At 43.4% G+C, this 24,813-nt stretch carries 14 protein-coding genes and 1 pseudogene; 8 read left to right on the plus strand and 7 right to left on the minus strand.

Annotated features, from left to right (window positions below; genetic code table 11):
- The 3 genes and pseudogenes from IQ274_RS00005 to IQ274_RS00015 form a co-directional block, all read left to right on the plus strand.
- Positions 1-377 (plus strand): annotated as a pseudogene (locus IQ274_RS00005) (photosystem II D2 protein (photosystem q(a) protein)); the annotation flags it as partial.
- 755 nt (positions 378-1,132) lie between these two features.
- Positions 1,133-1,414 carry a 4a-hydroxytetrahydrobiopterin dehydratase gene (locus tag IQ274_RS00010; protein ID WP_114085681.1) on the plus strand — a complete coding sequence of 94 codons (282 nt, stop codon included), beginning with the start codon at positions 1,133-1,135 and terminating at the stop codon, positions 1,412-1,414.
- A gap of 655 nt (positions 1,415-2,069) precedes the next feature.
- Entirely contained in the window at positions 2,070-3,797 is a 1,728-nt protein-coding gene (locus IQ274_RS00015; protein ID WP_163930235.1) for an iron uptake porin, read from the plus strand.
- Positions 3,798-4,001: 204 nt separating this feature from the next.
- Here IQ274_RS00015 and IQ274_RS00020 read toward each other — a convergent pair whose 3' ends face one another.
- The 4 genes from IQ274_RS00020 to acpP all read right to left on the minus strand — a co-directional run bounded on the left by IQ274_RS00020 (position 4,002) and on the right by acpP (position 9,778).
- The gene (locus IQ274_RS00020) at positions 4,002-5,348 is read right to left on the minus strand and encodes a serine hydrolase (RefSeq protein ID WP_175586746.1); all 1,347 of its coding nucleotides are present in this window, start codon (positions 5,346-5,348) and stop codon (positions 4,002-4,004) included.
- Between the two features lie 283 nt (positions 5,349-5,631).
- On the minus strand, positions 5,632-7,659 hold the full coding sequence (gene tkt / locus IQ274_RS00025) for a transketolase (protein ID WP_193866976.1): 2,028 nt from the start codon (positions 7,657-7,659) through the stop codon (positions 5,632-5,634).
- Between the two features lie 320 nt (positions 7,660-7,979).
- Entirely contained in the window at positions 7,980-9,230 is a 1,251-nt protein-coding gene (fabF, locus tag IQ274_RS00030; RefSeq protein ID WP_163930239.1) for a beta-ketoacyl-ACP synthase II, read from the minus strand.
- A 293-nt stretch (positions 9,231-9,523) separates the two neighbouring features.
- On the minus strand, positions 9,524-9,778 hold the full coding sequence (acpP, locus tag IQ274_RS00035) for an acyl carrier protein (protein WP_012410880.1): 255 nt from the start codon (positions 9,776-9,778) through the stop codon (positions 9,524-9,526).
- A gap of 423 nt (positions 9,779-10,201) precedes the next feature.
- On the opposite strand from acpP, the gene IQ274_RS00040 reads away from it, so the two are divergent.
- The 4 genes from IQ274_RS00040 to IQ274_RS00050 all read left to right on the plus strand — a co-directional run bounded on the left by IQ274_RS00040 (position 10,202) and on the right by IQ274_RS00050 (position 17,450).
- Positions 10,202-11,113, plus strand: coding sequence for a CoB--CoM heterodisulfide reductase iron-sulfur subunit B family protein (locus IQ274_RS00040; protein ID WP_193866977.1), 912 nt, complete (start codon positions 10,202-10,204; stop codon positions 11,111-11,113).
- A gap of 332 nt (positions 11,114-11,445) precedes the next feature.
- Positions 11,446-11,577 carry a hypothetical protein gene (locus IQ274_RS37170; RefSeq protein ID WP_265578499.1) on the plus strand — a complete coding sequence of 44 codons (132 nt, stop codon included), beginning with the start codon at positions 11,446-11,448 and terminating at the stop codon, positions 11,575-11,577.
- Between the two features lie 125 nt (positions 11,578-11,702).
- Complete coding sequence (locus IQ274_RS00045; protein WP_193866978.1) at positions 11,703-14,381, plus strand: filamentous hemagglutinin N-terminal domain-containing protein; 2,679 nt, start codon at positions 11,703-11,705, stop codon at positions 14,379-14,381.
- A 210-nt stretch (positions 14,382-14,591) separates the two neighbouring features.
- Positions 14,592-17,450, plus strand: a complete 2,859-nt coding sequence (locus IQ274_RS00050) for a CHAT domain-containing protein (RefSeq protein ID WP_322745162.1) — start codon at positions 14,592-14,594, stop codon at positions 17,448-17,450.
- Here the strand turns inward: IQ274_RS00050 and IQ274_RS00055 are convergent.
- The 3 genes from IQ274_RS00055 to IQ274_RS00065 all read right to left on the minus strand — a co-directional run bounded on the left by IQ274_RS00055 (position 17,445) and on the right by IQ274_RS00065 (position 22,792).
- On the minus strand, positions 17,445-18,209 hold the full coding sequence (locus IQ274_RS00055; RefSeq protein WP_193866979.1) for a DUF928 domain-containing protein: 765 nt from the start codon (positions 18,207-18,209) through the stop codon (positions 17,445-17,447). The genes IQ274_RS00050 and IQ274_RS00055 overlap by 6 nt on opposite strands.
- A 384-nt stretch (positions 18,210-18,593) precedes the next feature.
- Positions 18,594-20,960, minus strand: a complete 2,367-nt coding sequence (locus IQ274_RS00060) for a CHASE2 domain-containing protein (RefSeq protein ID WP_193866980.1) — start codon at positions 20,958-20,960, stop codon at positions 18,594-18,596.
- Positions 20,961-21,331: 371 nt separating this feature from the next.
- The gene (locus IQ274_RS00065) at positions 21,332-22,792 is read right to left on the minus strand and encodes an AAA-like domain-containing protein (RefSeq protein WP_193866981.1); all 1,461 of its coding nucleotides are present in this window, start codon (positions 22,790-22,792) and stop codon (positions 21,332-21,334) included.
- 365 nt (positions 22,793-23,157) lie between these two features.
- Here IQ274_RS00065 and IQ274_RS00070 point away from each other — a divergent pair, with 365 nt between their 5' ends.
- The gene (locus IQ274_RS00070) at positions 23,158-24,744 is read left to right on the plus strand and encodes a calcium-binding protein (RefSeq protein ID WP_193866982.1); all 1,587 of its coding nucleotides are present in this window, start codon (positions 23,158-23,160) and stop codon (positions 24,742-24,744) included.
- Positions 24,745-24,813: the final 69 nt, after the last annotated feature.

A 24,813-nucleotide genomic window follows, 5' to 3' on the forward strand; every position in this document is an offset into this window, starting at 1 on the left:
GTGCTAACACCTTCCGCGCCTTCAATCCAACCCAGTCTGAAGAAACCTATTCAATGGTGACAGCAAACCGTTTCTGGTCACAGATTTTCGGGATTGCTTTCTCAAACAAACGCTGGTTGCACTTCTTTATGTTGTTCGTGCCAGTCACAGGTTTGTGGATGAGTGCCGTCGGCATCGTCGGTTTAGCACTCAACCTGCGGGCTTATGATTTCGTCTCCCAAGAATTACGGGCGGCGGAAGACCCTGAGTTTGAAACCTTCTATACCAAAAACATTTTGCTGAACGAGGGTATCCGCGCTTGGATGGCTCCTCAAGATCAACCCCACGAACAGTTTGTATTCCCTGAAGAAGTTCTACCTCGCGGTAATGCTCTGTAATATTAAAAGCTGACCATGATTTGAATCAGTTGTATGGTTGCCGAAAATTGACATCAGCCAGATTAAATAATCTCCTTGGCATAAGCTAAAAAAGTGTCAATATTCCCCATTCTCCAGTCATCTCCCACCAAAAGGCGGGAGATTTTTTTATATATAGCTAATATCTCTAAATTTATGTGTTATGTTAGGTGAAGGTTATAAACCCAGAGTAAATACTCTGCCCTTTTAAAACTAAGACCGCTTAGGCAATAAGGAGGTGATGCCCATGATAGAAAGTAGTAAATGCGTGGGTCATCAGGTTGCAGTTAGCCGGCTGTGTGCCGGGGCTGTTCTCTAAAAGTTAGCCTTAGTCATCTTTGAGATACTAAGTTAGCTCAAGTAGCTAGGCAAGCTCGGAGTTCCTTCCGGCAGTCTGGTTGCAACCTGAAGACCCGCTAGACCGCTCTGATTTAGATCATCCGATCCAGATCAGAGCGGATAGTTTTTTATGGGTGACTTTTTAAAACTTAGATAGCAATACACGCGATGAATAAAGCCAATGCGTTTAAGTTTTCTTAAAATTAAAAATATCTTGCATCAAACCTTGGAGTATGACCCGATGTGAGCTACAGCATTTATTTACCAAGCCTGATTTAAATATACACACACGCATTAGGCATTAGCTGATCTTCCCATAGTTTATGTGTGGAAAATTAAATAGGTCTATTTCTGTCAAATGCAAGATGTAACAAATATATAAGTAGGAATTTTTTGACATGACACAACTACTCACGGAAACGGAAATTCAAGAGCAGGCAAAGGTTTTGTCAGGTTGGACTGTCGAAGAATCTAAGTTGTATATTACTCGCACATTCAAGGATTTTATCCAAGCAATTGAGTTCGTCAATAAACTGGTGGAACCAGCTGAGTCAGCAGGACATCATCCAGACATAGAGATTTCCTACAACAAAGTGAAGATTACACTCACAACCCATGATGCAGGCGGACTAACACAGGCAGACTTTGATGTAGCGCAGACGATTTCTCAAATTAAATAAGTGATTTCTTCTGATATCTTGCACCAGGCGACTGTAAAGTAACAGCGACAAAGACAAAACACGCATATCTGTACTCATGAGGGAAAACTAACCCGTAGCTTGATTGAGAGTAAAGGTATGCGTTTTTCTTGAAAGTGCGCGGGTTTCAAAAAACTTGATTCCTGATTTTGTTTTTTATTCCAAAAATACCAGGCAACGACCCTCCTGAAAGGCTTTGCTATGTTTGTTATGGCCGAGCCAGTGGATTTCAACTGGTGTGCAATTTCTACAGGCTAAGTGTAAGAAGTGATTTTTATCTGCAAGATTCTAAGTATAGAAGACTTTCAGCAATTTAGCCAAGTAGGAACTGAATGCCCTAAACTTTACTCCCTGCTTAGATATATAGATAGCTATGTGTGACAGTTATTAAGCCGATCGCTCCAATCTTGCCATCTAGATCAGATGTTTTATAATGTTATGATATAAAGATATGTTTTTGCATAAGTTAATCACATCAGTTTTTAACCCTAAGTTAATCGTTTATTAGCTTTGCAAAAACTAGAATTGTAGTAGGGCAATTATGCCTCATCCATAGGTTTCGATGAGATGTCGCATTTTCGAGAATTAGGTGAAACGAAACCAATTATCTAAACAAGGTGTGAGGAGTAAAGAAAAAATGTCTAATCTATTATGGAAATCCTTAGTGGTTAGCCCAGCAGTTTTGGGAGCAACGTTGTTAGTTTCGACAACAGCGATCGCGGCTCCAAACACAACCACTGAAGTATCACCAGTAAAACAAGTAGGTGTAGCTGAAGTTGTCCAACAGCCAGAATTGTTGGCTCAAACAACGATAGATCAAGTTAATCGTTACAGCAACGAAGGCAACCAAAATAACTCTCAGTCTCAAGTAACATCGGTTTCGCAATTTTCCGACGTACAACCCACTGACTGGGCATTCCAAGCATTGCAGTCCTTGGTTGAACGCTATGGTTGTATTGCAGGTTATCCGAATGCCACTTACCGTGGTAATCGTGCTTTGACCCGTTATGAATTTGCTGCTGGTTTGAACGCCTGTTTGGATCGCGTTAACGAGTTGATTGCCACAGCAACAGCTGACTTGGTGACGAAACAAGATTTAGCTACCCTACAGCGTTTACAAGAAGAATTTTCCGCAGAATTGGCAACCCTACGCGGTCGCGTAGATTCCCTAGAAGCGCGGACTGCTGAATTGGAAGCCAATCAATTCTCCACCACTACAAAACTTGTCGGTGAAGCCATTTTTGCCGTTACTGATGTGTTTGGCGGCAACACTGGTGATAACAACAATACAGTCTTCCAAGATCGGGTACGTTTAGACTTGCAAACCAGCTTCACTGGTAGAGACATTTTACATACTCGTCTCGCAGCAGGGAATGCAACAGCTTTCACACAAGTTGACAACGGTGGCGGTCTGATCAACACTGCTGAAGGCACACAAACATTTGAAATTGGTAGCACTGGTAACAACAGTGTCAGAATTGACCGATTGACCTATGAAGTTCCTGTAGGCCCAGCCAATGTGTACTTGGCAGCTAGCGGTGGACGACACAGCCATTATGCTGCTGTCAACAATCCTTACTTTTTCGACAACACTGATGGCGGTAACGGCGCTTTGTCTGCTTTTGCTTCTGAAAGTCCCATCTATCGGATTGGTGGCGGTGCCGGTATAGCGCTCAATCTACCCCTTGGTAAAGGTGGCGGCATCTTAGGAAATAGCTCAATCACCGCAGGTTACTTGGCATCCCAAGCTAATAATCCTGGTCTTAGTCAAGGTCTGACCAACGGCGATTATGCTGCTTTAGGACAGTTGAACTTTAGTGTTGGCGATCGCTTGGCCTTAGCTGCTACTTACGTTCACGGATATAGCGCAGGCGGTGCTTTATTCGACTCGGGTGAGGCATCAGATGTAAACACTGCTTTGGGAGCAAGACCTTTTGCAGTAGGTACTGAGCAATCTAACGCTTTACTAGGTGCAGCTTCCAGCAACTCCTACGGTGTGTCGGCTGCCTTTAGACCCAGCGACAAACTATCCGTTAGTGGCTTCGTCTCTTACCACGATGTGACTGGCTTCGGTGTAGGTGATGATTATGAAGCTTGGTCATACGGTGCTGGGGTTGCTTTAGCTGATTTTGGTAAACAGGGTAACGTTCTAGGTTTCTTTGCTGGTGCACAGCCCTATTCCTTTAACCGGGTAGGTGTTGCTGCTGGTAATGATGTACCTTATCAATTTGAAGGCTTCTACAAGTATCGCGTATCGGATAACATCTCTGTTACCCCTGGCGTAATTTGGTTGACCTCTCCTGGTCAGAGCAGTGCTAACGATGATGCAATTATCGGTACACTCAGAACAACTTTCACCTTCTAGACTGTTGACTATCCATTGATAATTTTGAACTTTATTTTTCCCCGCCTGATGGCGGGGTTTTTTATTTTGAGTAGCAGCAATAAATAAACCCCAGTGATTAACCGGGGTATAGTAGGAAAGTTAAGAGTTCTGAGCTTAGTTTATTAGCGGACACTAGTAGTCGCTTATAATCCAATACGCTTGGGTTAAGGTTTTGATGGCTTTCTATCTCGTAGCACTGTTAGACGAACCAACCGCAGCGACTGGATTTGTCTGATTCAGATAATCGTAAACTAGTTGGGAAACTTGACGAATAAAGTCTCTCCCCCTAGTGTCCTTATAGGGACGTGTGACGAAGATAGCCGCTAAATAACGTTTTCCATTTGGCATAGTCACAAATCCGGCATCGCCGATGAGAAACCCAATATCTCCGGTTTTGTTGGCTATGACTGCACCTTTCCCCAAACCTGCGGGAAGCAGTGTGTGAATTGTAGTGTGACGCAGAATATCCAAAGCTTGCTCCCGACTTTGTGGAGAAACTAGCTTGTTATTCACAACTAAAGCCAGCACCCGCGCCATATCTTGAGAACTTGTGGTGTTGGTTCCTCTCAAGTCAGCTAAAAGATGCCGAATTACTGTATCTTTCAGTCCCCAGTTACGGAAGCGCTGATTTAGTTTTGTAGCTCCACCTAAGCGATCGATAACCATATTGGTGGCGGTATTGTCACTAATGGTAATCATCTTAGTGATGGTTTCCAAAGCTGTATACTTCTTGCCAACTCGCTCATACTGCATAGTTCCAGAACCATTAGTTACTAAGTCACGTCGCATAGTCAGGTTTTCCTGAAGGGTGACTTTACCCGCATCTAAATCTTGGAAAAAGGCAATGAAAATTGGCAATTTAATCGTACTAGCTGCGGGGAAAACGCGATCGCCCCCAACATCCAAATAATCCCCAGTATCCAAATCTAGGAAAAACATTCCTGTTTTCAGGAAGCTGTAACGATTCATCAAGGCTTTAATCTGCGGTTCCAATGCTTTCATCGGTGAATGCATAGGAATTACGCCAGCAAACAGAGTGCTATTATCACTTACTCTTGGAGAAATACTCGATTGAGTCGGAGTTATTTCTAAAATGTTTGGACGGGTTGCAGTCAATTGTATCGGCTGGGGTAACTGCACAGACCAATGATTGAGAGATTCCTCTTGCAGCTTCACCTGTGCTAAGTCGAAAGTGTAATTGGGTGCTAAGGTAACTACCATACGGGTAGTATCTGCATTAAACTGCCCGATGCTAATGTCTTTAATTACTAACCCCACTCTTTGACTAGTCTGTGGATATCCTAGTTTGACTCCAGGTAAATCAATTACCAGACGGGTTGGATTGGTAAGTAATTGTACTTTGGGTTGAATATTCTCGTCTGTCGTAAAATCTAAATGATTACGATTGCTATCAAAATGCCAATTAGCGATCGCAGCAGCTTTGACAGTGGAGCCAAACAGGAACAAGCTGAAGAAACTGGGTAGAAGCCAGCTAAATTTTAAAAGGTTTTCTTTGTGTGTGAGGAGCATCGGTGATCGTTTTGTGTGATGAAAATTCATGAACGAACAAAAGCCGCCCACTATTAAAGCACACTTATCAAAAAAATTTTCAATTATCGACTTATACAAAAAACATCGGATACAAGTATTTAATTTAACTAGTATTTGACAAGAGGCTATTTATATACTGAATCTAAAGGCGAGTAGAAAAGAGCGCTGCCTTGGCGATCGCTATATGAACAATCTCCCTCTGCGTAAAAAAAAGGCGGGCAAGATGCCCACCTCACAACATTTTGAGAATATTCTGTTGCTATTAACCCAACAATTGTTTAGCCTTTGCTAACACATTATCAACACTAAAGCCAAACTTCTCTAGACAAATATTACCTGGAGCCGAAGCACCAAAGCGATCGATACTAACGCAATCGCCTTCAGTACCCACGTATTTGTGCCAACCGAAACTGCTACCAGCTTCTACAGACAAACGCTTGGTGACAGCTTTTGGTAGAACAGACTCTTTATAAGCTGCATCCTGTGCTTCAAAGAGTTCCCATGAAGGTAGCGAGACAACACGGACTTTCTTACCTTCAGCCTTGAGTTTTTCGGCTGCGCCGACGGCGAGGCTCAATTCTGAACCAGTAGCAATCAAGATGATTTCAGGTGTACCTTCGCTATCTACTACGGTGTATCCACCCTTTGCTACGCCTTCAATTGATGTACCTGCCAAGTTGGGGACGTTTTGACGAGTGAATGCCAATAGAGATGGAGCGTTTTGCTTCGCTTTCTCGATCGCTACTTTATAAGCACCAGAGGTTTCGTTACCGTCTGCGGGACGAAACACTAATAAATTAGGAATGGCTCTCAAGGAAGCTAGAGTTTCAATGGGTTGGTGTGTGGGGCCATCTTCACCTTGTCCGATGGAGTCGTGAGTCATCACCCAAATCGCCCCAGCTTGAGAAAGAGCGGATAAGCGGATGGCAGCACGCATATAATCTGTGAAGATTAAGAAGGTTGCACCGTAAGGAATTAATCCTGAAGTGTGCAGCGCTATACCATTACAGATTGCGCCCATAGCATGTTCCCGCACACCAAAGTGGATGTTGGGGTTTTCGTAGTGCCCTTTTTGGAAGTCGCCCTTACCCTTGATTTCGGTCAAGTTGGAGTGGGTTAAGTCAGCCGAACCACCAATCAATTCAGGTAAAACCGCCGCTAGTTTGTTAAGGCAAGTTTCTGAGTGTTTACGAGTTGGTAGTCCTTTGTCTTCGGGGCTGTAGGTGGGTAGTACCTTATCCCAACCATCAGGTAGCTTGCCGCTTAGGTAGCGTTCAAATTCAGCTGCTTCTTGGGGATACTTAGCTTTGTAGTCGGCAAATGTTTTGTTCCATTCGGTTTCGTAACCTGCACCGCGTTCAACTGCTTTGCGTGTGTGGTTGAGGGCTTCTTGTGGAACATCAAAAGGCTCATATTCCCAACCCAAATTTTTCCGAGTCAAGGCTATTTCGTCTCCACCCAAAGCAGCGCCGTGAATACCAGCAGTGTTTTGTTTGTTGGGAGAACCATAACCAATTGTGGTTGTCACCTTAATCATTGATGGTTTATCGGTGACAGCTTTAGCTTCTTCAATTGCTTTGGCGATCGCTGCTAAATCGGTATTGCCGTCTTCAACGTGGAGAACGTGCCAACCGTAAGCTTCAAACCGCTTAGAAACATCTTCGGTGAATGCTACATCTGTGGAACCGTCGATGGAAATGTGGTTGTCGTCGTACAGAGCGATGAGTTTGCCTAATCCCAAGTGTCCTGCGAAAGAAGCAGCTTCACCAGAAATACCTTCCATGTTGCAACCATCACCTAAAATTACGTAGGTGTAATGGTCAACAATTTTGGTATCAGGTTTGTTAAATTTAGCGGCAAGGTGCGCTTCGGCGATCGCTAAACCAACTCCATTGGCAATTCCTTGACCCAAGGGCCCAGTTGTGACTTCCACGCCTGGGGTCATGAAGTTTTCGGGGTGTCCAGGGGTTTTGGATTCCCATTGACGGAATTGCTTGATATCTTCAATGGTGACGCTATCGTAGCCTGTCAAGTACAGTAGGGCGTACTGCAACATCGAGCCATGACCGGCAGATAAGACAAAGCGATCGCGGTTAAACCACTTGGGATTCTTGGGATTAAACTTCAAAAAGCGATCCCAGAGGACAAAAGCCATCGGAGCCGCGCCCATTGGTAGTCCTGGGTGTCCCGATTTCGCCTTTTCTACGGCATCAATAGCCAAGAAGCGGATCGAGTTAATAGCCAGTTCTTCGACGGACAATTCTTTGGCGGATTGGGTTGCAACAGTCATAATCTCTTGTTTTTAACGACGGGTTAGCACTCTTCGTAGCTTCTCTTGCTGGGGTTATTTTAGATTCCCCACAGTATCCTCATCATCCCACTCCCGCTTGTCGATGGACAAGCGGGATCTCCTGAGTTTATGGTGATAAATCAAGCTGATAATTGGGTCATGCTGAACGCTTAAGTTATATCGGAATGATATTTCTGATACTTTGGGCATTGAGCATGGGGCATTGGGCAAAGGGCATTGGGCAAACGAGCAGAGTCGGATTAAATTACTGAATTCTGAATTCTGAATTCTGCCTTCTGCCTCCTGCCTCCTGACTTCTTTTAAACGTATTTCTTAAAGGCCAGTGTGACATTATGACCGCCAAACCCAAAAGAATTGGATATTGCCACCTCGACTTTTTGAGCGCGGCTGTAGTTAGGCACGTAATCTAAGTCACATTCTGGATCGGGATTTTCCAGATTAATTGTCGGTGGAATTTGGTCATTAGCGATCGCTAGTACTGTTGCCACAGCTTCAATACCTCCAGAACCGCCTAATAAATGACCTGTCATCGATTTGGTTGAACTAATTGCCACCTTATAGGCGTGTTCTCCCAAGGCTTTTTTGATGGCTGAGGTTTCAGTTGAATCATTCGCCGGGGTACTAGTGCCGTGGGCATTAATGTAGCTAATTTGTTCGGGGGTTATATTAGCATCTTTGAGCGCCAGTTCTATGGCTCTCGCTGCACCTAATCCGCCAGGGACAGGGGAAGTGATATGGTATGCGTCACAGGTCATACCATAGCCGATCATTTCGGCATAAATGTGAGCGCCGCGACTTAGGGCGTGTTGCAGTTCTTCTAGAATTAAAATTCCTGAACCTTCACCTAATATAAATCCGTTGCGATCGCGGTCAAAGGGGCGGCAAGCATGAGCCGGATCGTCATTGCGAAAAGAAAGGGCTTTGCAGGCCGCAAACCCAGCCATTGATAATGGTGTCACAGCTGCCTCTGTTCCGCCGCAAATCATTGCTTTGGCATATCCCCCTTGAATTAAGCGGAACGCATCGCCTACAGCATTAGATCCAGCAGCGCAGGCAGTTACAGGGCAGGAATTAGGCCCTTTAGCACCCGTGTGAATTGCCGTCAATCCTGCTGCCATATTAGCGATCATCATCGGTATCATGAATGGACTACAGCGATCGGGCCCACGGTTGAGGTAGATCGTTTGCTGGTCTTCTAATACCTTAATGCCGCCAACGCCAGAACCGATCATGACACCTACCTGTTCTGCATTCAGTTCATTAATAACTAACTGCGCGTTAGCTATAGCTTGTTTTGCTGCTGAAACCCCAAATTGGGCAAATCGATCCATGCGCTTGGCATCTTTGCGCTCCAAGTAATCATGTGGATCAAAGTTTTTTACCTCACCAGCAATGCGGCAATCATGGCTAGACGCATCAAAAAATGTGATGTAGTCAATGCCATTGCGTCCACTCAATAATCCATCCCAATATTCTGTTGCTGTGTTACCTATCGGTGTAATCGCGCCAACACCAGTTACAACAACGCGTTTACGTGTATGATCTGTCATGATTCAGTTAAAGGTGGCGAAAAAGCAGCAGGCATTAAACAGTGCTGAGTTATGTTAGCGGATAGCTAGGGTTTAGCCCGTCCTGAGTTCTGAGTTTTGGAAGCACCCAAAGATGGAGAAAACTCCGAACTTTTGCCTCCGAAAACTCTAACTCCTAAACTTTTAACTGTTCAGCACTCAGTTAAAAGTCAAAGCAGTGGTTTTTGCCATAAACGCCCAGAGGGAGCGAGACAAAGCCATCTGAACTTCTCCTAATCGGAGACTCCAAGGGCGAACAGAGACTCAAAACTTTTTTAAGCTGATGCAGCAACTTTGTTATTGATGTAATCTACTGCGTCTTGAACCGATACAATCTGCTCGGCAGCTTCGTCGGGAATTTCGATATCAAATTCTTCTTCCAAAGCCATCACGAGTTCAACAGTATCCAGGGAATCAGCTCCTAAATCTTCCATAAACTTAGCTTGTGGAGTGATTTTGGAAGCATCTTCAACACTCAGTTGTTCGATGACGATTTTCTTGACCTTTTCAAAAAGTTCCGTTTGGCTCATAAATAATAAAAGTCCTTAACCAGTTGCTAGGATCTACTCTTTAGAGAAGACATTGTTTTGAGCATATACATCTTATCGTCAAGCGCGATCGCCCGTATACTACCAAGAGTTTTTCTGTTAGAAAACCTCTCCTGTTCCTCAAAAGAATAGGGTAACTTTTCTGGGAACAGTTGTTTATGGGAGCGGGCTACGCCATCGCCGATACCGTGTAAATGCTTTTATTGTCAATTATTGCTAAATTTTTTTACAATGTCTCGATCGGTATTTACAGCCTTGCTAGCAATCAGAATATTTAGACGCTGCGGCTTTGAACCTAGATGGTTAAAGAATCGCTGAAAGTCAAACATCATAATTTTGGTGCTAACAAGGAAGTAATAAAACAGTTATTGTTTAGAGCGATCGCTCTAACCCAAATATACCTCTATGCTATCTCAGACACTCAAACTCAAGTACGCTTATTTCCCTGGTTGTGTTGCTCAAGGGGCCTGTCGGGAACTTTACCAGTCAACTCAAGCCCTTACTAAAGCACTAGGTATTGAATTGGTTGAACTTAAAAAAGCTGCTTGCTGTGGTTCAGGCACATTTAAAGAAGATTCTCAACTGTTAGAAGATACAGTCAACGCTAGAAATATCGCCCTAGCAGAAGAATTAAATTTGCCCTTACTTACCCATTGCAGTACTTGTCAAGGTGTTATTGGTCATGTGAACGAACACCTGAAAGAATGTAAGACAACTGATCCTACATACATTGAACAGGTGAATGGCTTGCTGCATAAAGAAGGCTGTTCGCCTTATCGTGGCAGTACTGACGTTAAACATCTTCTCTACGCTTTGGTGACAGATTACGGTTTAGACGAAATTACCAAACGTGTCAACCAGAAGTTAACTGGATTAAAATGCGCGGCTTTTTATGGCTGTTATCTCCTCCGCGCCCAAAAATCCATGCCTTATGACGACCCGTTCCAACCAGAAGCGATGGAAAATATGTTTCGGGCTGTAGGTGCAACACCAATTTATTACCGAGGCCGGACACAATGTTGTGGTTGGCCTCTTGCTAGTTATGCCACTACCCAATCTTTCAAAATGGCGGGGATGCATATTCAAGACGCTTTGAGTTCTGGTGCTGACTGTATAGTTACACCTTGCCCACTGTGCCACTTAAATTTAGACTCGCGTCAGCCAGAGGTGGAAAAGGTAATTGAGCAAAAGTTAGGTTTACCAGTATTGCATTTACCCCAGTTGATTGCTTTAGCACTTGGGGTTAATCCAAAAGAACTGGGTTTAGAAAGGCACGTTGTTTCCACCAAGCCAGTGTTGGAGAAATTAGGATTTTAGTTTGTGGATTATCAGGTAATACAGTTCAGATAAGACTAAAACACTTGTAGAGACGGCGATTTATCGCGTCTCAAAACCCATGATTTTGCACAACTAGCGCTTTGAACCGTATTGGATTATCAGGTAGGGGCATAAGACAATACGGTTAGGTTAAAGGGGAAAGCTTTAAATAGATCCTTTACCCTTTACCTAGACCACAAGGAAAGTGAAAAATGCTTATCCAAACCTTATGGGGGTTTAAGATTGTTTATGCTATCAACTTAAGCAAGATCCCGCGTAGTACAGTTTTGCGTAAAAGCGTAGCGTTTTTAATGTAAGCCGATGCACTAACAATGCAAGCTAACGCATTAACAATGCAAGCTAACGCATTAACTATGCAAGCCGACGCATTAACTATGCAAGCCGACACATTAACAATGCAAGCTAACGCATTAACTATGCAAGCCGACGCATTAACAATGTAAGCCGATGCATTAACAGTCTCATGTAGCCGCCACTTCTAGTTACCAGGACTGCGCGGCAAAATTTCGTTCAACAGGTAAATTCTCAGATGCTTACAAGCGATCGCAGTTGCAGGTGGAAATCGTACTTGGTAAGTGGGTTAATGATAGGTGGAGCGATCGCTTATTGTGATTCCACGGTAGCCCAGATCGTACCCGATGCCACTTTAGGATCTGAAAGTTCTATAGTTACACCCCAAACTCCCGATTCCGCCGTTAATGTGATTTCGGGCGGAGCAACACGGGGTAAAAATTTGTTCCACAGCTTTGATCAATTTTCTGTCCAAACTGGAGGTACAGCGCTCTTCAACAATGCTACAGATATTCAGAACATAATCAGTCGAGTCACAGGTTCCTCTATCTCTAACATTGATGGATTGATTCAAGCCAACGGTACAGCCAATCTGTTTTTACTCAATCCGAATGGAATTATTTTTGGGCAAAATGCACGTTTAGATATACGTGGTTCCTTTGTCGCCACTACTGCCAAAGCCATACAATTTGGAACTCAAGGTATTTTGAGCGCTGACAATCCAGAACCACCCTCGCCTTTGCTGACAGTCAATCCTTCTGCTTTACTCTTCAATCAAATTGCTGCATCCATTCAAAATAACTCAACCTCGCCAGCCGGACTAACTCCGGCAGGTGAAAATTCGTTTGGTCTACGTGTTCCAGATGGTAAGAGTTTGCTGCTAGTAGGCAGGAATATCAGCATGGATGGCGGTCAACTAAATGCTTATGGTGGCAGAGTCGAGTTGGGAGGATTGTCCGACAGTGGAACTGTGACGCTTCAAGTCGATGGCGACAATTTAAGCTTGGGCTTTCCTGATAACGTAACGCGAGCAGATATATCTTTAACGAATAGTGCTGGTGTAAGTGTAGAAAGTGGAGGTGGTGGTAGTATTACAGCCAATGCCCGAAATATAGAGATTTTGGGAGGCAGTTTCTTAAGTGCTGGTATTGCAAAAGGTTTGGGATCAGTTAGCTCTGTTGCAGGAGATATTACGCTCAATGCCACAGGAGAAATAAAAGTTGCAAGGCAAAGGAGCTTTGTCTTCAATAATGTACGCGAACAAGCAAAGGGAAAGGGGGGGAATTTAATCGTCAACGCCCGTGACTTCCTTATGGAGGATGGGGTGCAAGTTGCTGTTGGTACATTAAGTGCGGGCAGAGGTGGAGATTTAACTATTAATGCTCAAAATTCTGTACAAGTCATTAGGAGCGATTTAATAACTACAGTTCAGTCAGGAGCAACAGGTGATGCGGGGAATTTGACAATTAATACTCAACATTTACGAGTGTTGGAAAGGGGAGCCGAAATTACTACTGCAACTTTCGGTGAGGGTAAGGCAGGAAGCTTGACAGTAAATGCCACTGATTCTATACAAATTGTTGGTAACAATGGTTTGTTTACTAGTGCTGCCCAAGACTCAACAGGTGATGCAGGCGACCTGACAATTAATACTCGTGAGTTATTAATGCAGAAAGGGGGACGGATTAGCGCTTCAACACTTGGCCCAGGAAAAGCAGGTGATATAACAATTAACACTAACAACCTACGTTTAGAAGATGGGACATCAGTTAGCGCTGGTACACTTCTGACTGGTAAGGGTGGGAATTTGACTATAAAAGCAGATATTGTACAACTGACTGGTACTAGCTTCTTGCTTACTCAAGCAAACCCAGGCTCAACCGGAGATGCAGGAGACATGACAATTAGCACAGGGAAATTGCTCATTCAAGGAGGGGCACAGGTCATTACGAGTACATTTGGTGCGGGTAAAGGGGGAAATTTAACCGTTGATGCTTTTGACGTGCAGCTGATTGGTAGAAGCGCAGATAATCGGTTTGGTAGTGGCTTGTTTACTTCAGCACAGCCAAACTCAACAGGGGATGCAGGAGATTTGACTATTACAACTAATACCTTGCTAGTGCGAGATGGAGCTAGGGTCAGCGTGCAGAGTTCTGGAACAGGAACCGCAGGCAATATGACAGTAAATGCAAACTTTATCCGCTTAAACAACAACGCTTTACTCAGCGCTAATACACGCAACGTTCAAGTGGAACCCAACTTAGAGCAGGCGACAATTAGTATTAACTCAAAAATTTTGGCGATGAGTAGCAATAGTAACATCAGAACTAACGCCATTGGAGAAAATGTCATCGGTGGTAATATCAACATTGACACTTATTTTCTAGTTGCCGATCAAAATAGTGACATCAGCGCTAATTCTACTAACTTCCGTGGAGGGAATATCAGAATTAATGCCCAAGGTATTTTTGGGACTCAACTGCGAGATTTGCCATCCGAGCAAACGAGTGATATTACCGCTACAGGGGTAAGTCGTGAGTTCAGTGGTAATGTAGAAATTACTACATCTGATGTTGACCCTAGTTGGGGATTAGCCCAACTGCCAACAAATTTAGTTGATGCCTCACAACAAATTGCTCAAGGCTGTACTCCCAGAGGTGAGCAGACTAGTAGTTTTGTTACCACAGGACGCGGTGGCTTGCCAGACAATCCCAGTGAGATACTTAAGGGTGATGCAATTGAGGTAAATTTAGTTACTCTTGACCCGAAAATAAGTCGCTCTCGGACAGGAAGAAATGCGATCGCATCTCCTCCTATGTCGGCTCCTATAATCGAGGCTCAAGGGTGGGTAATAGGTAAAAATGGCGAGGTGCTGCTCATAGCTTCTGCACCTACTGTCACATCCAATAATTCTGGGTTGACTCCAGAATCATGCAATTTGTGGCAACAAGACTAAATTGGTTGGCGTAAATAATTATTGTTGGGAATAGGGAATAGGGAATGGGGAATGGGGAATAGGCAATAGGCAATAGGAAATGGGGAATAGGGAATAGGCAATAGGCAATTATCTACGCCCACTTGCTTATCATGAATAACTAGTAAATAGATTGCCAGTACCAGACCAGATATCTTTTGCAAAGACGCAAAAGGCATTGAGGGCAAGAATGTGAAAAGAAATAATGGTTTCTTTTTCTGGAGAATCCGCCGTCTGTTGAAGTATTTACACAGAAAAGTGAATCGTTCGGGAATTCTAGTCTTACTCTTGGTTGTGTTTTTAACCACTAGTATATTACCGCCTACTTTCGCTTTTATAGCTGCCCAAAACTCTTTTATTGAAAAAGAGGTAAGGGAGCAGGGGGCAGGAAGCAAGAGAGATAGTTTAGATATGGATTCGACTTCACAGCCACAAAAACCACTTCTATTAAGTGGGGGACTCAAATCCATGTTCCGCTCCACTTCACAGCAGGAGTCAGAAGTCATTCCCCTCTGTTCTCTGCTCTCTTCACCCTGCGTCTTCGTTCAAGGTGTAACTAATGCTGAAGAGTTATTGCAACAGGGCAAAAATTTATATGAAACAGAACGTTTTTATGAAGCATCTTTAGTCTTTCAACAAGCATATATCGCTTTCAAAGCTCAAAAGGATGAACTCAGAGAAGCCATGAGTTTGAGCAATCTCTCCTTGGCTTATCAACAATTAGGAGAGTGGTCTAAAGCCAGTCAAGCGATTCGCAATGCGATCGCTTCGCTTCACGCACAAAGTCTTAATCTATTACAGACTGGACAAAATATAAACACTTTTACCGAGCCAGCCTCCCTCACGCAAATTTTAGCCCAAGCTTTAGATATTCAAGGTCGCCTACAATTAGCACAAGGAAAAGCTGAATCAGCTTTAAATACCTGGCAACAGGCAGCTGCAATTTATGCACAGATAGAAGACAAGACTAACTTAATCCGCAGCCAGATTAACTCTGCCCAAGCATTGCAAACTTTGGGGCATTATCGTCAAGCCCAGAAAATATTAACTGAGATTAACCAAAACTTGCAAAATGAACCCGACTCAACTCTCAAAGCTACAGGATTGCGTAGCTTTGGCAATGTACTGCAAGTAGTTGGCAATTTAGAACAATCTCGACAAATTTTGCAGCAGAGTTTAGAGGTGGCAATGCGAATGCCAGAGCAATCTCCTCAAATAATAAGTGAAACTTGGCTCAGTTTAGGCAACACCGCCACAGCCCAGCACGATATTCCAGCCGCTCTCAATTACTATCAACAGGCTGCCGCTACCTCTACCTCTTTAACTACACGCATCCAAGCTGATTTGAATCAACTTCACTTACTGTTGGATGACAATCAATTAACTGCTGCTCAAGGGTTGGTGTCTCAGATTCAACTTCAAATCCCTAATTTGCCTTCCAGTCGCAAGACGATTTATGCTCGAATTAACTTTGCTCAAAGTCTCATGAAATTAAGAGCTAAAGGCGTAAACGGGCACGAGGTGAAAGAAATTGCCCAGCTTTTGGCTATAGCAGTTCAACAAGCCAGAGATTTACAAGACCAGCGCTCAGTTGCTTATGCACTGGGAAATCTGGGAGGATTATACGAACAGACCCAACAAATTAGTAGCGCTCAAGAACTCACTCAGCAAGCCTTAATTCTATCCCAAGCCATAAATGTGCCAGATATTACCTATCGCTGGCAATGGCAGCTAGGACGCTTACTGAAAGCACAGGGAGATATTAAGGGGGCGATCGCAGCTTACACCGAATCAGTTAAAATCCTTCAGTCCCTCCGCAACGATTTAGTTGCGATTAATCCAGAGGTACAGTTTTCTTTTCGAGATGAAGTAGAGCCAATCTATCGGCAGTTGGTCAATTTGCTGTTGGAATCAGAAGGAAACTCCCAAAAGAACCTAATCCAAGCTCGCGCCGTTATTGAATCTCTACAACTAGCTGAACTCGACAACTTCTTTCGGGTTGCTTGCTTGGAAGGAAAACCAATCCAAATTGACTCTGTTATCGATCAAAAAGATCCGACGGCGGCAGTTATCTATCCAATTATTTTGGCAGACAAACTAGAAGTTATTCTCAAGTTACCTCAACAACCATTGCGCCATTACAAAACCGCCATCACTGCAATGGAAGTGGAAAGAACTTTAGAACAATTGCGACAACAACTGATCAAACCTTACACACTGCAAGAAACTCAGTTATTATCCAGGCAGGTATATAATTGGCTGCTGCAACCAGCACAGCAAAACTTAGCTAAATCCCAAATCAAAACTTTGGTATTTGTCTTGGATGGTTCCTTGCGAAATATTCCAATGGCTGCTCTGTACGACGGTCAACAATATCTGATCGAGAAATATGCGATCGCTTTGACTCCAGGGTTACAGTTATTAGCCCCAAAGTCTCTGTCACAGCAACAAGTAAAAGTTTTGACTGCCGGAATTACTGAAGCTCGTCAGGGCTTTTCTGCTCTGAGCAATGTAGCGCTTGAGTTGAACCAAATTAAGTCTGAAGTCCCGACTACAGTGCTTCTCAATCAAGAATTTACTAGCAAAACTTTCCAAAAAGAAATCAATTCTGTTCTTTTCTCAGTAGTCCACCTTGCAACTCACGGCCAGTTTAGTTCCAAAGCAGAGGAGACGTTTATTCTCACCTGGGATGGTCGGATCAACGTCAATCAGTTAGATAGCCTACTTCGGATTCGAGATAGCGAAAAAGCTAGTGCGATCGAATTACTGGTTCTTAGCGCCTGCCAAACTGCTGCTGGGGATAAGCGGGCGACTTTGGGGCTTGCTGGAATAGCTGTACGGGCAGGGGCACGCAGCACACTTGCTTCTTTGTGGAATGTGGATGATAAATCCACAGCAGAACTGATGAGTCGGTTCTACGGAGAATTAATTAGCAAACAGCTAACTAAAGCCGAAGCACTCCGTCAAGCCCAACTAGCTTTATTAAAGAACCCTAAGTATCAACATCCCATATTTTGGGCACCTTACGTCCTAGTGGGCAATTGGTTATAGCGATTGGCAGCAGTTTACTATCGGTTCTGTAACAATGTCATTTAGACCAACAGTTTGCAACATCTTAGCCCAATCAGCACTTTTTGGGTCTATACGGTGAAGTTCGGCTGAAGCAGTCAGGGATTCGTACCAAATACCATTAGTGGCATAAAGAGCAACGCGCTGGTTTGGTGTAGCTTTATCTAACTGACTTTTTAGAAGGGCGTTAGGTTCGACCCTTTTAATCCAACCATCAACAAAAACAGGTGGTTGTTGTTGATGACAGTAAATATTGAAGTACCAATGATAACGCTTGCCAATTTCTAACGAGGAAGCTGTTGATGGCAAAGAAAGGCTAATAATTCCTGGTACCCCAGGCAGCGAAACAGGGGTTTGATATACAGTCTGCCCCGCTTCATTCTGTAGCACGAACTCTGTGGAAACTGCGGTTACATCAGGAACGTAAAACCAGAACTTTGGATGAGAACTAGTTGTTAATCCAAAGACTAATTCTGTATTTGGAAACGGGTAAACCGGAACTAACGCTGTCAGTAGCTTTTCTTTAGATGTAGTAAGCTGCTTGTCCATGTTTTCGCAGCCGCGCTTCCCTCCTCCAACGCGATTACCTGGTGCGTTAATGTCATCTGGGGGAGGAGGTGCGTTAAAAATCAACGATGGGAGAACTTTAGATTTGATAGGCTGTGCTTGTACTGGCGTGAAGCAGAACGATACCAAAGCGATCGCAAAGGCAAGTTTAAGTTGTCGAAGACCTAAGCTCATATCACAACTAACTGAACGTTTTTACATCCTTCCATTAGCAACTATCCAATTTTACAGAGCTAGTCATAGCCTTTTTTAAGTGAACAGTAAAATTTTTACCCACCTTGAAATGGCTAGGATAAATATAATAAGCAGAATATTGAAGGAGGCAGGAGGCAGAAGGGTCTGAATAAGACCTTCTGAATAAAAGCCACACTTCGGCTACGCTCAGTGCCCACCAAATTAAAAATTTGGTGGGGGTCTTAAACCCAAGACCCGTCTGGTCGCGGCAGAGGGCTGTTGCAGTATTCCTCCTGCCTCCTGCCTCCTGCCCTCTGCCTTTGTTGGATAAAGGCTATTTATATCTTCAAAAGCATAAAAGATATTTTCGCAAACCTTTACTGGCTAAATATATTTATTGCTGTCACTGCTTTGAGAAAGGCTGTAAATTACTACAATACTGCCTGTAACGACCAGAGCGATCGCAGCCGGAATAAGCGGTATCCAAATACCTTTCAGCAGCATAAAAAAGCTAATTGTCGATATAGCAGCAATTACAGCAACTCCCGCTATTCCTAAAAGCCAGGAATGACGAATCCGCCATGCCAATATTCCTCCTAAAACAGACCAGAAAAAGACCCAAAAAGCCTCACCCCAAACAGGCCAAACCCACAACAGGGTTCGTCCATCTAAAACTGCACTGAGAATTTGACTCACCATTTGAGCATGAACCATAACTCCTGGAATTTCCTGCTTACGATCGGTAGTGTAGGGGGTGGAAAAATAATCACCGGCGCTTTGGTTAGTAATACCAATAAGTACAATCCGATTCTTCACAAGATTGGGATCGATCGCACCTCTGAGCAACTCTTTTAAGGTAATTTGCTCCACAGCCTTTAAGGGAGAGCCAGAGGAACGGTAATTTAGCAATATTTGATAGCCCCAGTCATCCATTTTCTGATAGCCACCAATATGCACTCGCAAGCGCCTAAACACAACTTTACCAATCTGTAAATCTTTTTTTTTGGTGTACTTGATATCAATGCCTTCTGTTTGTAGATAACGAAATGCCAATTGAGCGCTGAAGGAGTATGGCGTAGTACAAGGGGATGAGTCACTTGGTTGCATAGCGATCAGATGGCGGCGGAGAATACCATCCGTGTCTTGGACAAAATCGCTAAAGCCTTGACGTTCTATAGGAATTTCTGGAGGGGGTGAAACGCCTGGTTCATTAATTGTCGGTTCGCTGACTTTGCAAATAGCAATAAAGCGATCGCTACGCCGCATCCAAATGGCTAAAGGTGCTTCTTTGGCATCTACAGGGAAATCACGATAAATATCTAAGCCAATAGCTCGTGGTTTGAACTTTTCGAGTTTTTGGACAATTTGAGCCAGTGCGCGATCTGAGAGCGACCCTTTTCTCTCTTGCTGTTCAGGAAGCTTAAAATCATCTTCAGCGATCGCAACTACTAAAAGGCGGCGATCTGTTTGTTCGCTAGGACGCAGCCGCAGCAGTTGGTCAAAAGCCTTTAGCTCCCCAGCTTGTAATTGTCCAAGATGCCGCACTCCCATTATCGAGGCTGTGACAACCACAGCTAACATCAGCACAGTTTGAAAAGATCGCTGGCTGGACAATGTTTGCCGTGTTGCTACCGATTGTAAGTCAAATAAAGCTTTATCAACCCAATTTTGATTAAAAACAGTAGCATAAATGGGGTTATAAACTTTTAAGTAACCCTGTTGCTTGACCACTAATCCTGAGAGTCGCAATTCCATTTGCTCAGGACTGTTATTTGCTGTGATTTGGCCTGTTTGCAAAATTTGCTGATAAAGGCGCAGCAATTGTCTAGTATGCCGTTCGCTTTTCAAAATGCGATCGCGAATCGTCCTGAGATGTTCTGGTTCATCTTGAGATTCCCAGTTTTCAATTACTTGAGAACGTATCAGTTTCTCAACATACTCTGCTTCCCCGTTTGCTGGAATGACAGAGGAAGATGCAACAACTAATTGACAAAGCTTCTGAGTCAGAAAAGGTTGACCGCCACTCCAAGCTAAAATCTCTTGCAACACTATCTGAGGATTCGCGATACCCACTAATCCCTCAGCTAATGGTTGAGCTTCATGCCATTGGAAACCGCTTAGTTCAATTGCTCGACCAATATTAAAAGGTGTTCGGTGTTTATCTTGAATCAAATCGTAGGGAGTAGTTACCCCTAGTAAGGCAAAGGTAAGACGCTGATAAGCTGGATTGTCGGCTCGTTTGTTATAGCAAGCTCGAATCAAAGCTAAAAAATCATCCTTGAAGTTTAACTTGAGAATGCTATCAATTTCGTCTACAAAAATCACCATGTTTTCAGAGACTTCTGCCAATAGCACCGACTCAATAAACTCACTCAAGCGCTGCACTGGTGATAATCCAGAGCGATCGCTCCACCAACTCAATACTTTGAATTTGGGAATGAAGCTACGTGCTAACCTCCGTAACACACCCAAATACCACTCAGATGGGGTAATATCTTGACTTCCAATGGCCGTAATATCGATAACACCACAAGCAATATCGTCTGCTTGCAGTTTACGCATTGTTTGCACTCGCAAACTAGACTTACCCATCTGCCGCGAGTTGAAGACATAACAAAATTCTCCGGCCTTGAGTGCATCATAAAAATCTTTATCGGCTTTTCGCTGCACATAGCACGGAGCATCAATTTGCAGACTCCCTCCGATTTGATATTTATAAGGTGAGTTTTCTGCTTTGCTCGTCGGATGCATCCTAACTTCCAGCTATCAGCAACGTATAATTTTAGGTAAAATCTACACTTAATACCGATTACTTGTGAGTTTACTCTAGAACAAGAGGCTTAAGCCCCAAGTTTTACTAAACTGGATTTTGTGCAGTTTTACAAAAAATTGGTACAAGTACAGCATTTCATTAATTCGTAGCAAATTAAGTTTGGCAATGCCAATGCATCCCTCTACAATGTCGATGCATCTCTCTGCAATGTCGATGCATCCCTCTGCAATGCCAATGTATTCCTCTACAATGTCGATGTATCCCTCTGCAATGCCAATGTATCTCGCTACAATGCCAATGCATCCCTCTGCATTAATAAAAAAGGCTAAGATTATTACGCAAAACTGTACTAAGTGAAGCGATTTTGAAAATATTGGCGGTACAAATTGCAGCGTGGCATCACCTTATTGTCATTACAATATACCACTAGACCCATACTATGTAATTTAAACGCTGATTCCGAGTCTAATTCTATCGGTACTAAACTCTTTACAACCTGGCTAAAAGCTGTCACTAAATTTGGATCGTGTTCGAGATTACACAAATGTCCTCGGAGATGATCTTGGTAAATTGCAGCTCCAGTTGCGGCTGTTTGCAACAACTGTTCAAGGGTAATGTACCGATGTTGAACATGATAAAGAGCTAGCCGGATTAAATACGGATGTCCTCCTACCATATCCATCAGTTTTTTGACCTGTGTATCAGTCCAATTTAGTCCCTGATGACGTGCAACTAAAATTTGGACTTGTTCTGGAGTAAACTCTTGTAATTCAATGCTCAATCCTACATTAAAGGGAGATTGATTGATATTTAGCGGAATATAAACTTCTTTGGAATGTACCAAAACTAGCCGGAGTTTTTTCCAGAGTTCGCTACTGCGATCGCCATACTTAGCATACTCATACCAAGCTCGTAACAGGTTAAAAAAGTCTTCGGCAGTGTCACGATAGGGAAAAATGCGATCGACACCATCTAAGCTAATTACTAATGGGCTATCGATTTCTTCTAACAAACACTCTTCAAAGTAAGCAGTAGTTTTATCCTTGCTGCCATAAATGCTCCAATAATCATCTAACTGATGAAGTTGCTTCAGTTTTCTACCAACACTTTCACAGAACCAGCGCAAAAATGTATCCAAGCTGGCGAAAACTGCTTTATCTGCTAAATGGAAGCTGATAGAAACTGTTTGACAACCATGTTGTCTAGCTTCATCAAGAATCCTAGCCATTAGCGAGGTCTTGCCCATTTGTTTAGGTGCTTTGATCCGAATCAGGGAACCTGGCTGCAAAATCTCTTGATAACAACGCTCTTCAATTGGAGGGCGTTCAACATAAAAACTAGAAGAGAGAGGGACTTGACCTACAGGTAATTCTGGCTCTGCATTCAGTAGGGGTTGTTCGTTTGTGTATACGCTTAGTAATGTCTTGCTATTTTCTTCAGAAACTGAGTTGTTCGATGCCAATTTCTCCATTGTTAGCTGTGAAGATGACATCAGCTTTTGAGGCTGTAAAATTGTCTCTAACCGCTTTGATGAAGCAGCAGTCCAGGAAACACGCCGTCGCTCTAGTGCTGCTTGAAAATTTTTTTTACCGACCTTTTCGCCAAATGCTGCTGATAGCATCTGCCATAATTTCGGGCCAACATCATGCTGTAGGTATTCGGTAGTGTAGCCATGAGTTTGGGCAATCTCGTCATACTTCTTCCCTTCCCAAGAGCTACGCAGTATGGTTACTTCAATATCTTTCAGATGTCTTTTTGTCTGAGTAACAACTGCTGCATCTAATATTTTTAATGCCGTTTCAAAGTCCATTGTTCATGGATGAATCACAACTATTTATATATTGAGATCCAGTCCGAACTTTTAACTTTCCAGATTTTTTCGCAAATAATATTCTAATGGCTGAAATCCAGTCCTGTCCTGGTTCAGCAAAGATTACTGTCCTTAAACTTTCTTACTTAACCTTACCTGACCACTTTTGCCGTTGGTTTTTTGGGAATCAAACTCCTTAAATTATCCACATTTACCTTTTTGAGTTCAAAAGGCAACCTGGTAATAACAGCAATAGCAGTTGTTTGGCTTTGGACAAATTTAGCTTTTTTGAAAAATTTGTCCAAAGTCTAAATCAAGAAAACAATACACAAACTCACAACCAAATCAAACAAAGATACAAAATTATGGCGATTATTAGTGGAACCCCAACTCCTGCTGACGACAAAATTATAGCTGATGGAGCAAATGATAAAATCGATGCTCTGGCCGGTAACGATACGGTTTTTGGTGGTGCGGGCAATGATACTCTAATAGGCAACTTTGGCAATGATTCTCTATCAGGATCGCTTGGTAATGATTTCCTTGATGGTGGATTTAACAGAGACACCCTTGATGGTGGCACTGGTAACGACACTCTCAACGGCGGCGATGACAATGACACTCTTATAAGTGGAACTGGAAACAATCGCGTTAATGGCGGTGCGGGTAACGATATTCTCATCGCTCAAAACGGAAACTTTCCGGCTCTCGGCGATGTTGGGGATACCCTGATTGGCGGTGCAGGTGATGACGAACTGCGTGTTGAGGGAGCCTCAAATTATTTCTTGACCAATAATCAGCTGTTTGTCGGTAATTTAGCTCACCAATTTTCTGAGGTTGAGAATGTCAGGCTCACTGGTACTGCGGGTAATGACACGATTAATGCGTCTCAAGCTCTGTTGTCCGGGCGAACCTTTCTCTTTGGTGGTGCTGGTAATGACACTATCATAGGTAGCCGTGGTCTTGACCAGATCAACGGTGGTGATGGGAATGACAGCATAGTAGGAGGAGCGGGATTTAACTTCCTGCGTGGCAATAATGGCAATGACACCCTCATAGGTGGAAATGACGACAATAATTTTAATGGTGGACAAGGAAATGATTTTATCCAAGGTGGAAGCGGGAGAGATAGTTTTTCGGATGGTGCCTTAGATGGAGCGGGTGATGACCAATATATCGGAGGAGGAGGTGAGGACTTCCTATTCATAAATGGCGACAATAACTTTGAGCTTTTCTCATTTGCAAATGACCCAAACAAAAGCCAACTCAAAGGTGGTAAGTTTGGCCCTGGGGCCAATCTCGATGATTCAGCCACAGGTACTGATACCCTCCAAAATATTGAAAGCGTCGAAATCCAAGGAGGAGATAGCAACAATCGCATAGATGCCAGTCGTGCCAGCCAAAACGTCAATGTAATTCTTAATGGTCGCGATGGCAGCGATATTCTGCTAGCTGGTAGCGGTAACGATGTACTATTTGGCGGATTGGGCAACGATCGCCTTGATGGAAATATAGGTAACGATCGCCTAAATGGTGACTCTGGCAATGATATTCTTTCGGGAGGTAAGGGTAATGATACCCTCAGTGGTGGTGGTAATTTTAATAGCGGAGAGATAGATATTTTAACAGGAGGATTAGCATTTGGAGGGGTTCAATCTGTTGATACATTTAACCTAGGTGACTCCTATCGGCAAGCTGGTCATGCTGTGATCGCAGATTTTTCTCTACTAGATGGGGACAAGATCGCTCTTCGCGGTTCTGCTAGCGATTACACATTTGTACAGCAAAACTTCAATACTAATAATAGTTTTGGTAGTGGTATTTTTTCAAATGACTCATCTATCTTAGATACGGTCATCTTCTTCGGTTCGCCAATTTTCGGTGATGTGATTGCTGTGGCTGAGGATGTCAGCTTAAGTGCTATCACTCCTGGTATCACATTTACTGTCTAACACTTTCAGTATCAACCTGTTTAGAGACGCATAGTTTTGCGTCTCTAAACGCGCAAAATCGATTTGTTT

This window comes from Nostoc sp. LEGE 12447 (assembly GCF_015206985.1).
Lineage (GTDB): Bacteria > Cyanobacteriota > Cyanobacteriia > Cyanobacteriales > Nostocaceae > Nostoc.

Excerpts from the sequence above, each read along its gene's own strand:
- IQ274_RS00010 (WP_114085681.1), top strand. The coding sequence starts at position 1,133 with ATGACACAACTACTCACGGAAACGGAAATTCAAGAGCAGGCAAAGGTT.
- IQ274_RS00015 (WP_163930235.1), top strand. The coding sequence starts at position 2,070 with ATGTCTAATCTATTATGGAAATCCTTAGTGGTTAGCCCAGCAGTTTTG.
- IQ274_RS00020 (WP_175586746.1), bottom strand. The coding sequence starts at position 5,348 with ATGCTCCTCACACACAAAGAAAACCTTTTAAAATTTAGCTGGCTTCTA.
- tkt (WP_193866976.1), bottom strand. The coding sequence starts at position 7,659 with ATGACTGTTGCAACCCAATCCGCCAAAGAATTGTCCGTCGAAGAACTG.
- fabF (WP_163930239.1), bottom strand. The coding sequence starts at position 9,230 with ATGACAGATCATACACGTAAACGCGTTGTTGTAACTGGTGTTGGCGCG.
- acpP (WP_012410880.1), bottom strand. The coding sequence starts at position 9,778 with ATGAGCCAAACGGAACTTTTTGAAAAGGTCAAGAAAATCGTCATCGAA.
- IQ274_RS00040 (WP_193866977.1), top strand. The coding sequence starts at position 10,202 with ATGCTATCTCAGACACTCAAACTCAAGTACGCTTATTTCCCTGGTTGT.
- IQ274_RS37170 (WP_265578499.1), top strand. The coding sequence starts at position 11,446 with ATGCAAGCTAACGCATTAACAATGCAAGCTAACGCATTAACTATGCAA.
- IQ274_RS00055 (WP_193866979.1), bottom strand. The coding sequence starts at position 18,209 with ATGAGCTTAGGTCTTCGACAACTTAAACTTGCCTTTGCGATCGCTTTG.
- IQ274_RS00060 (WP_193866980.1), bottom strand. The coding sequence starts at position 20,960 with ATGCATCCGACGAGCAAAGCAGAAAACTCACCTTATAAATATCAAATC.
- IQ274_RS00065 (WP_193866981.1), bottom strand. The coding sequence starts at position 22,792 with ATGGACTTTGAAACGGCATTAAAAATATTAGATGCAGCAGTTGTTACT.
- IQ274_RS00070 (WP_193866982.1), top strand. The coding sequence starts at position 23,158 with ATGGCGATTATTAGTGGAACCCCAACTCCTGCTGACGACAAAATTATA.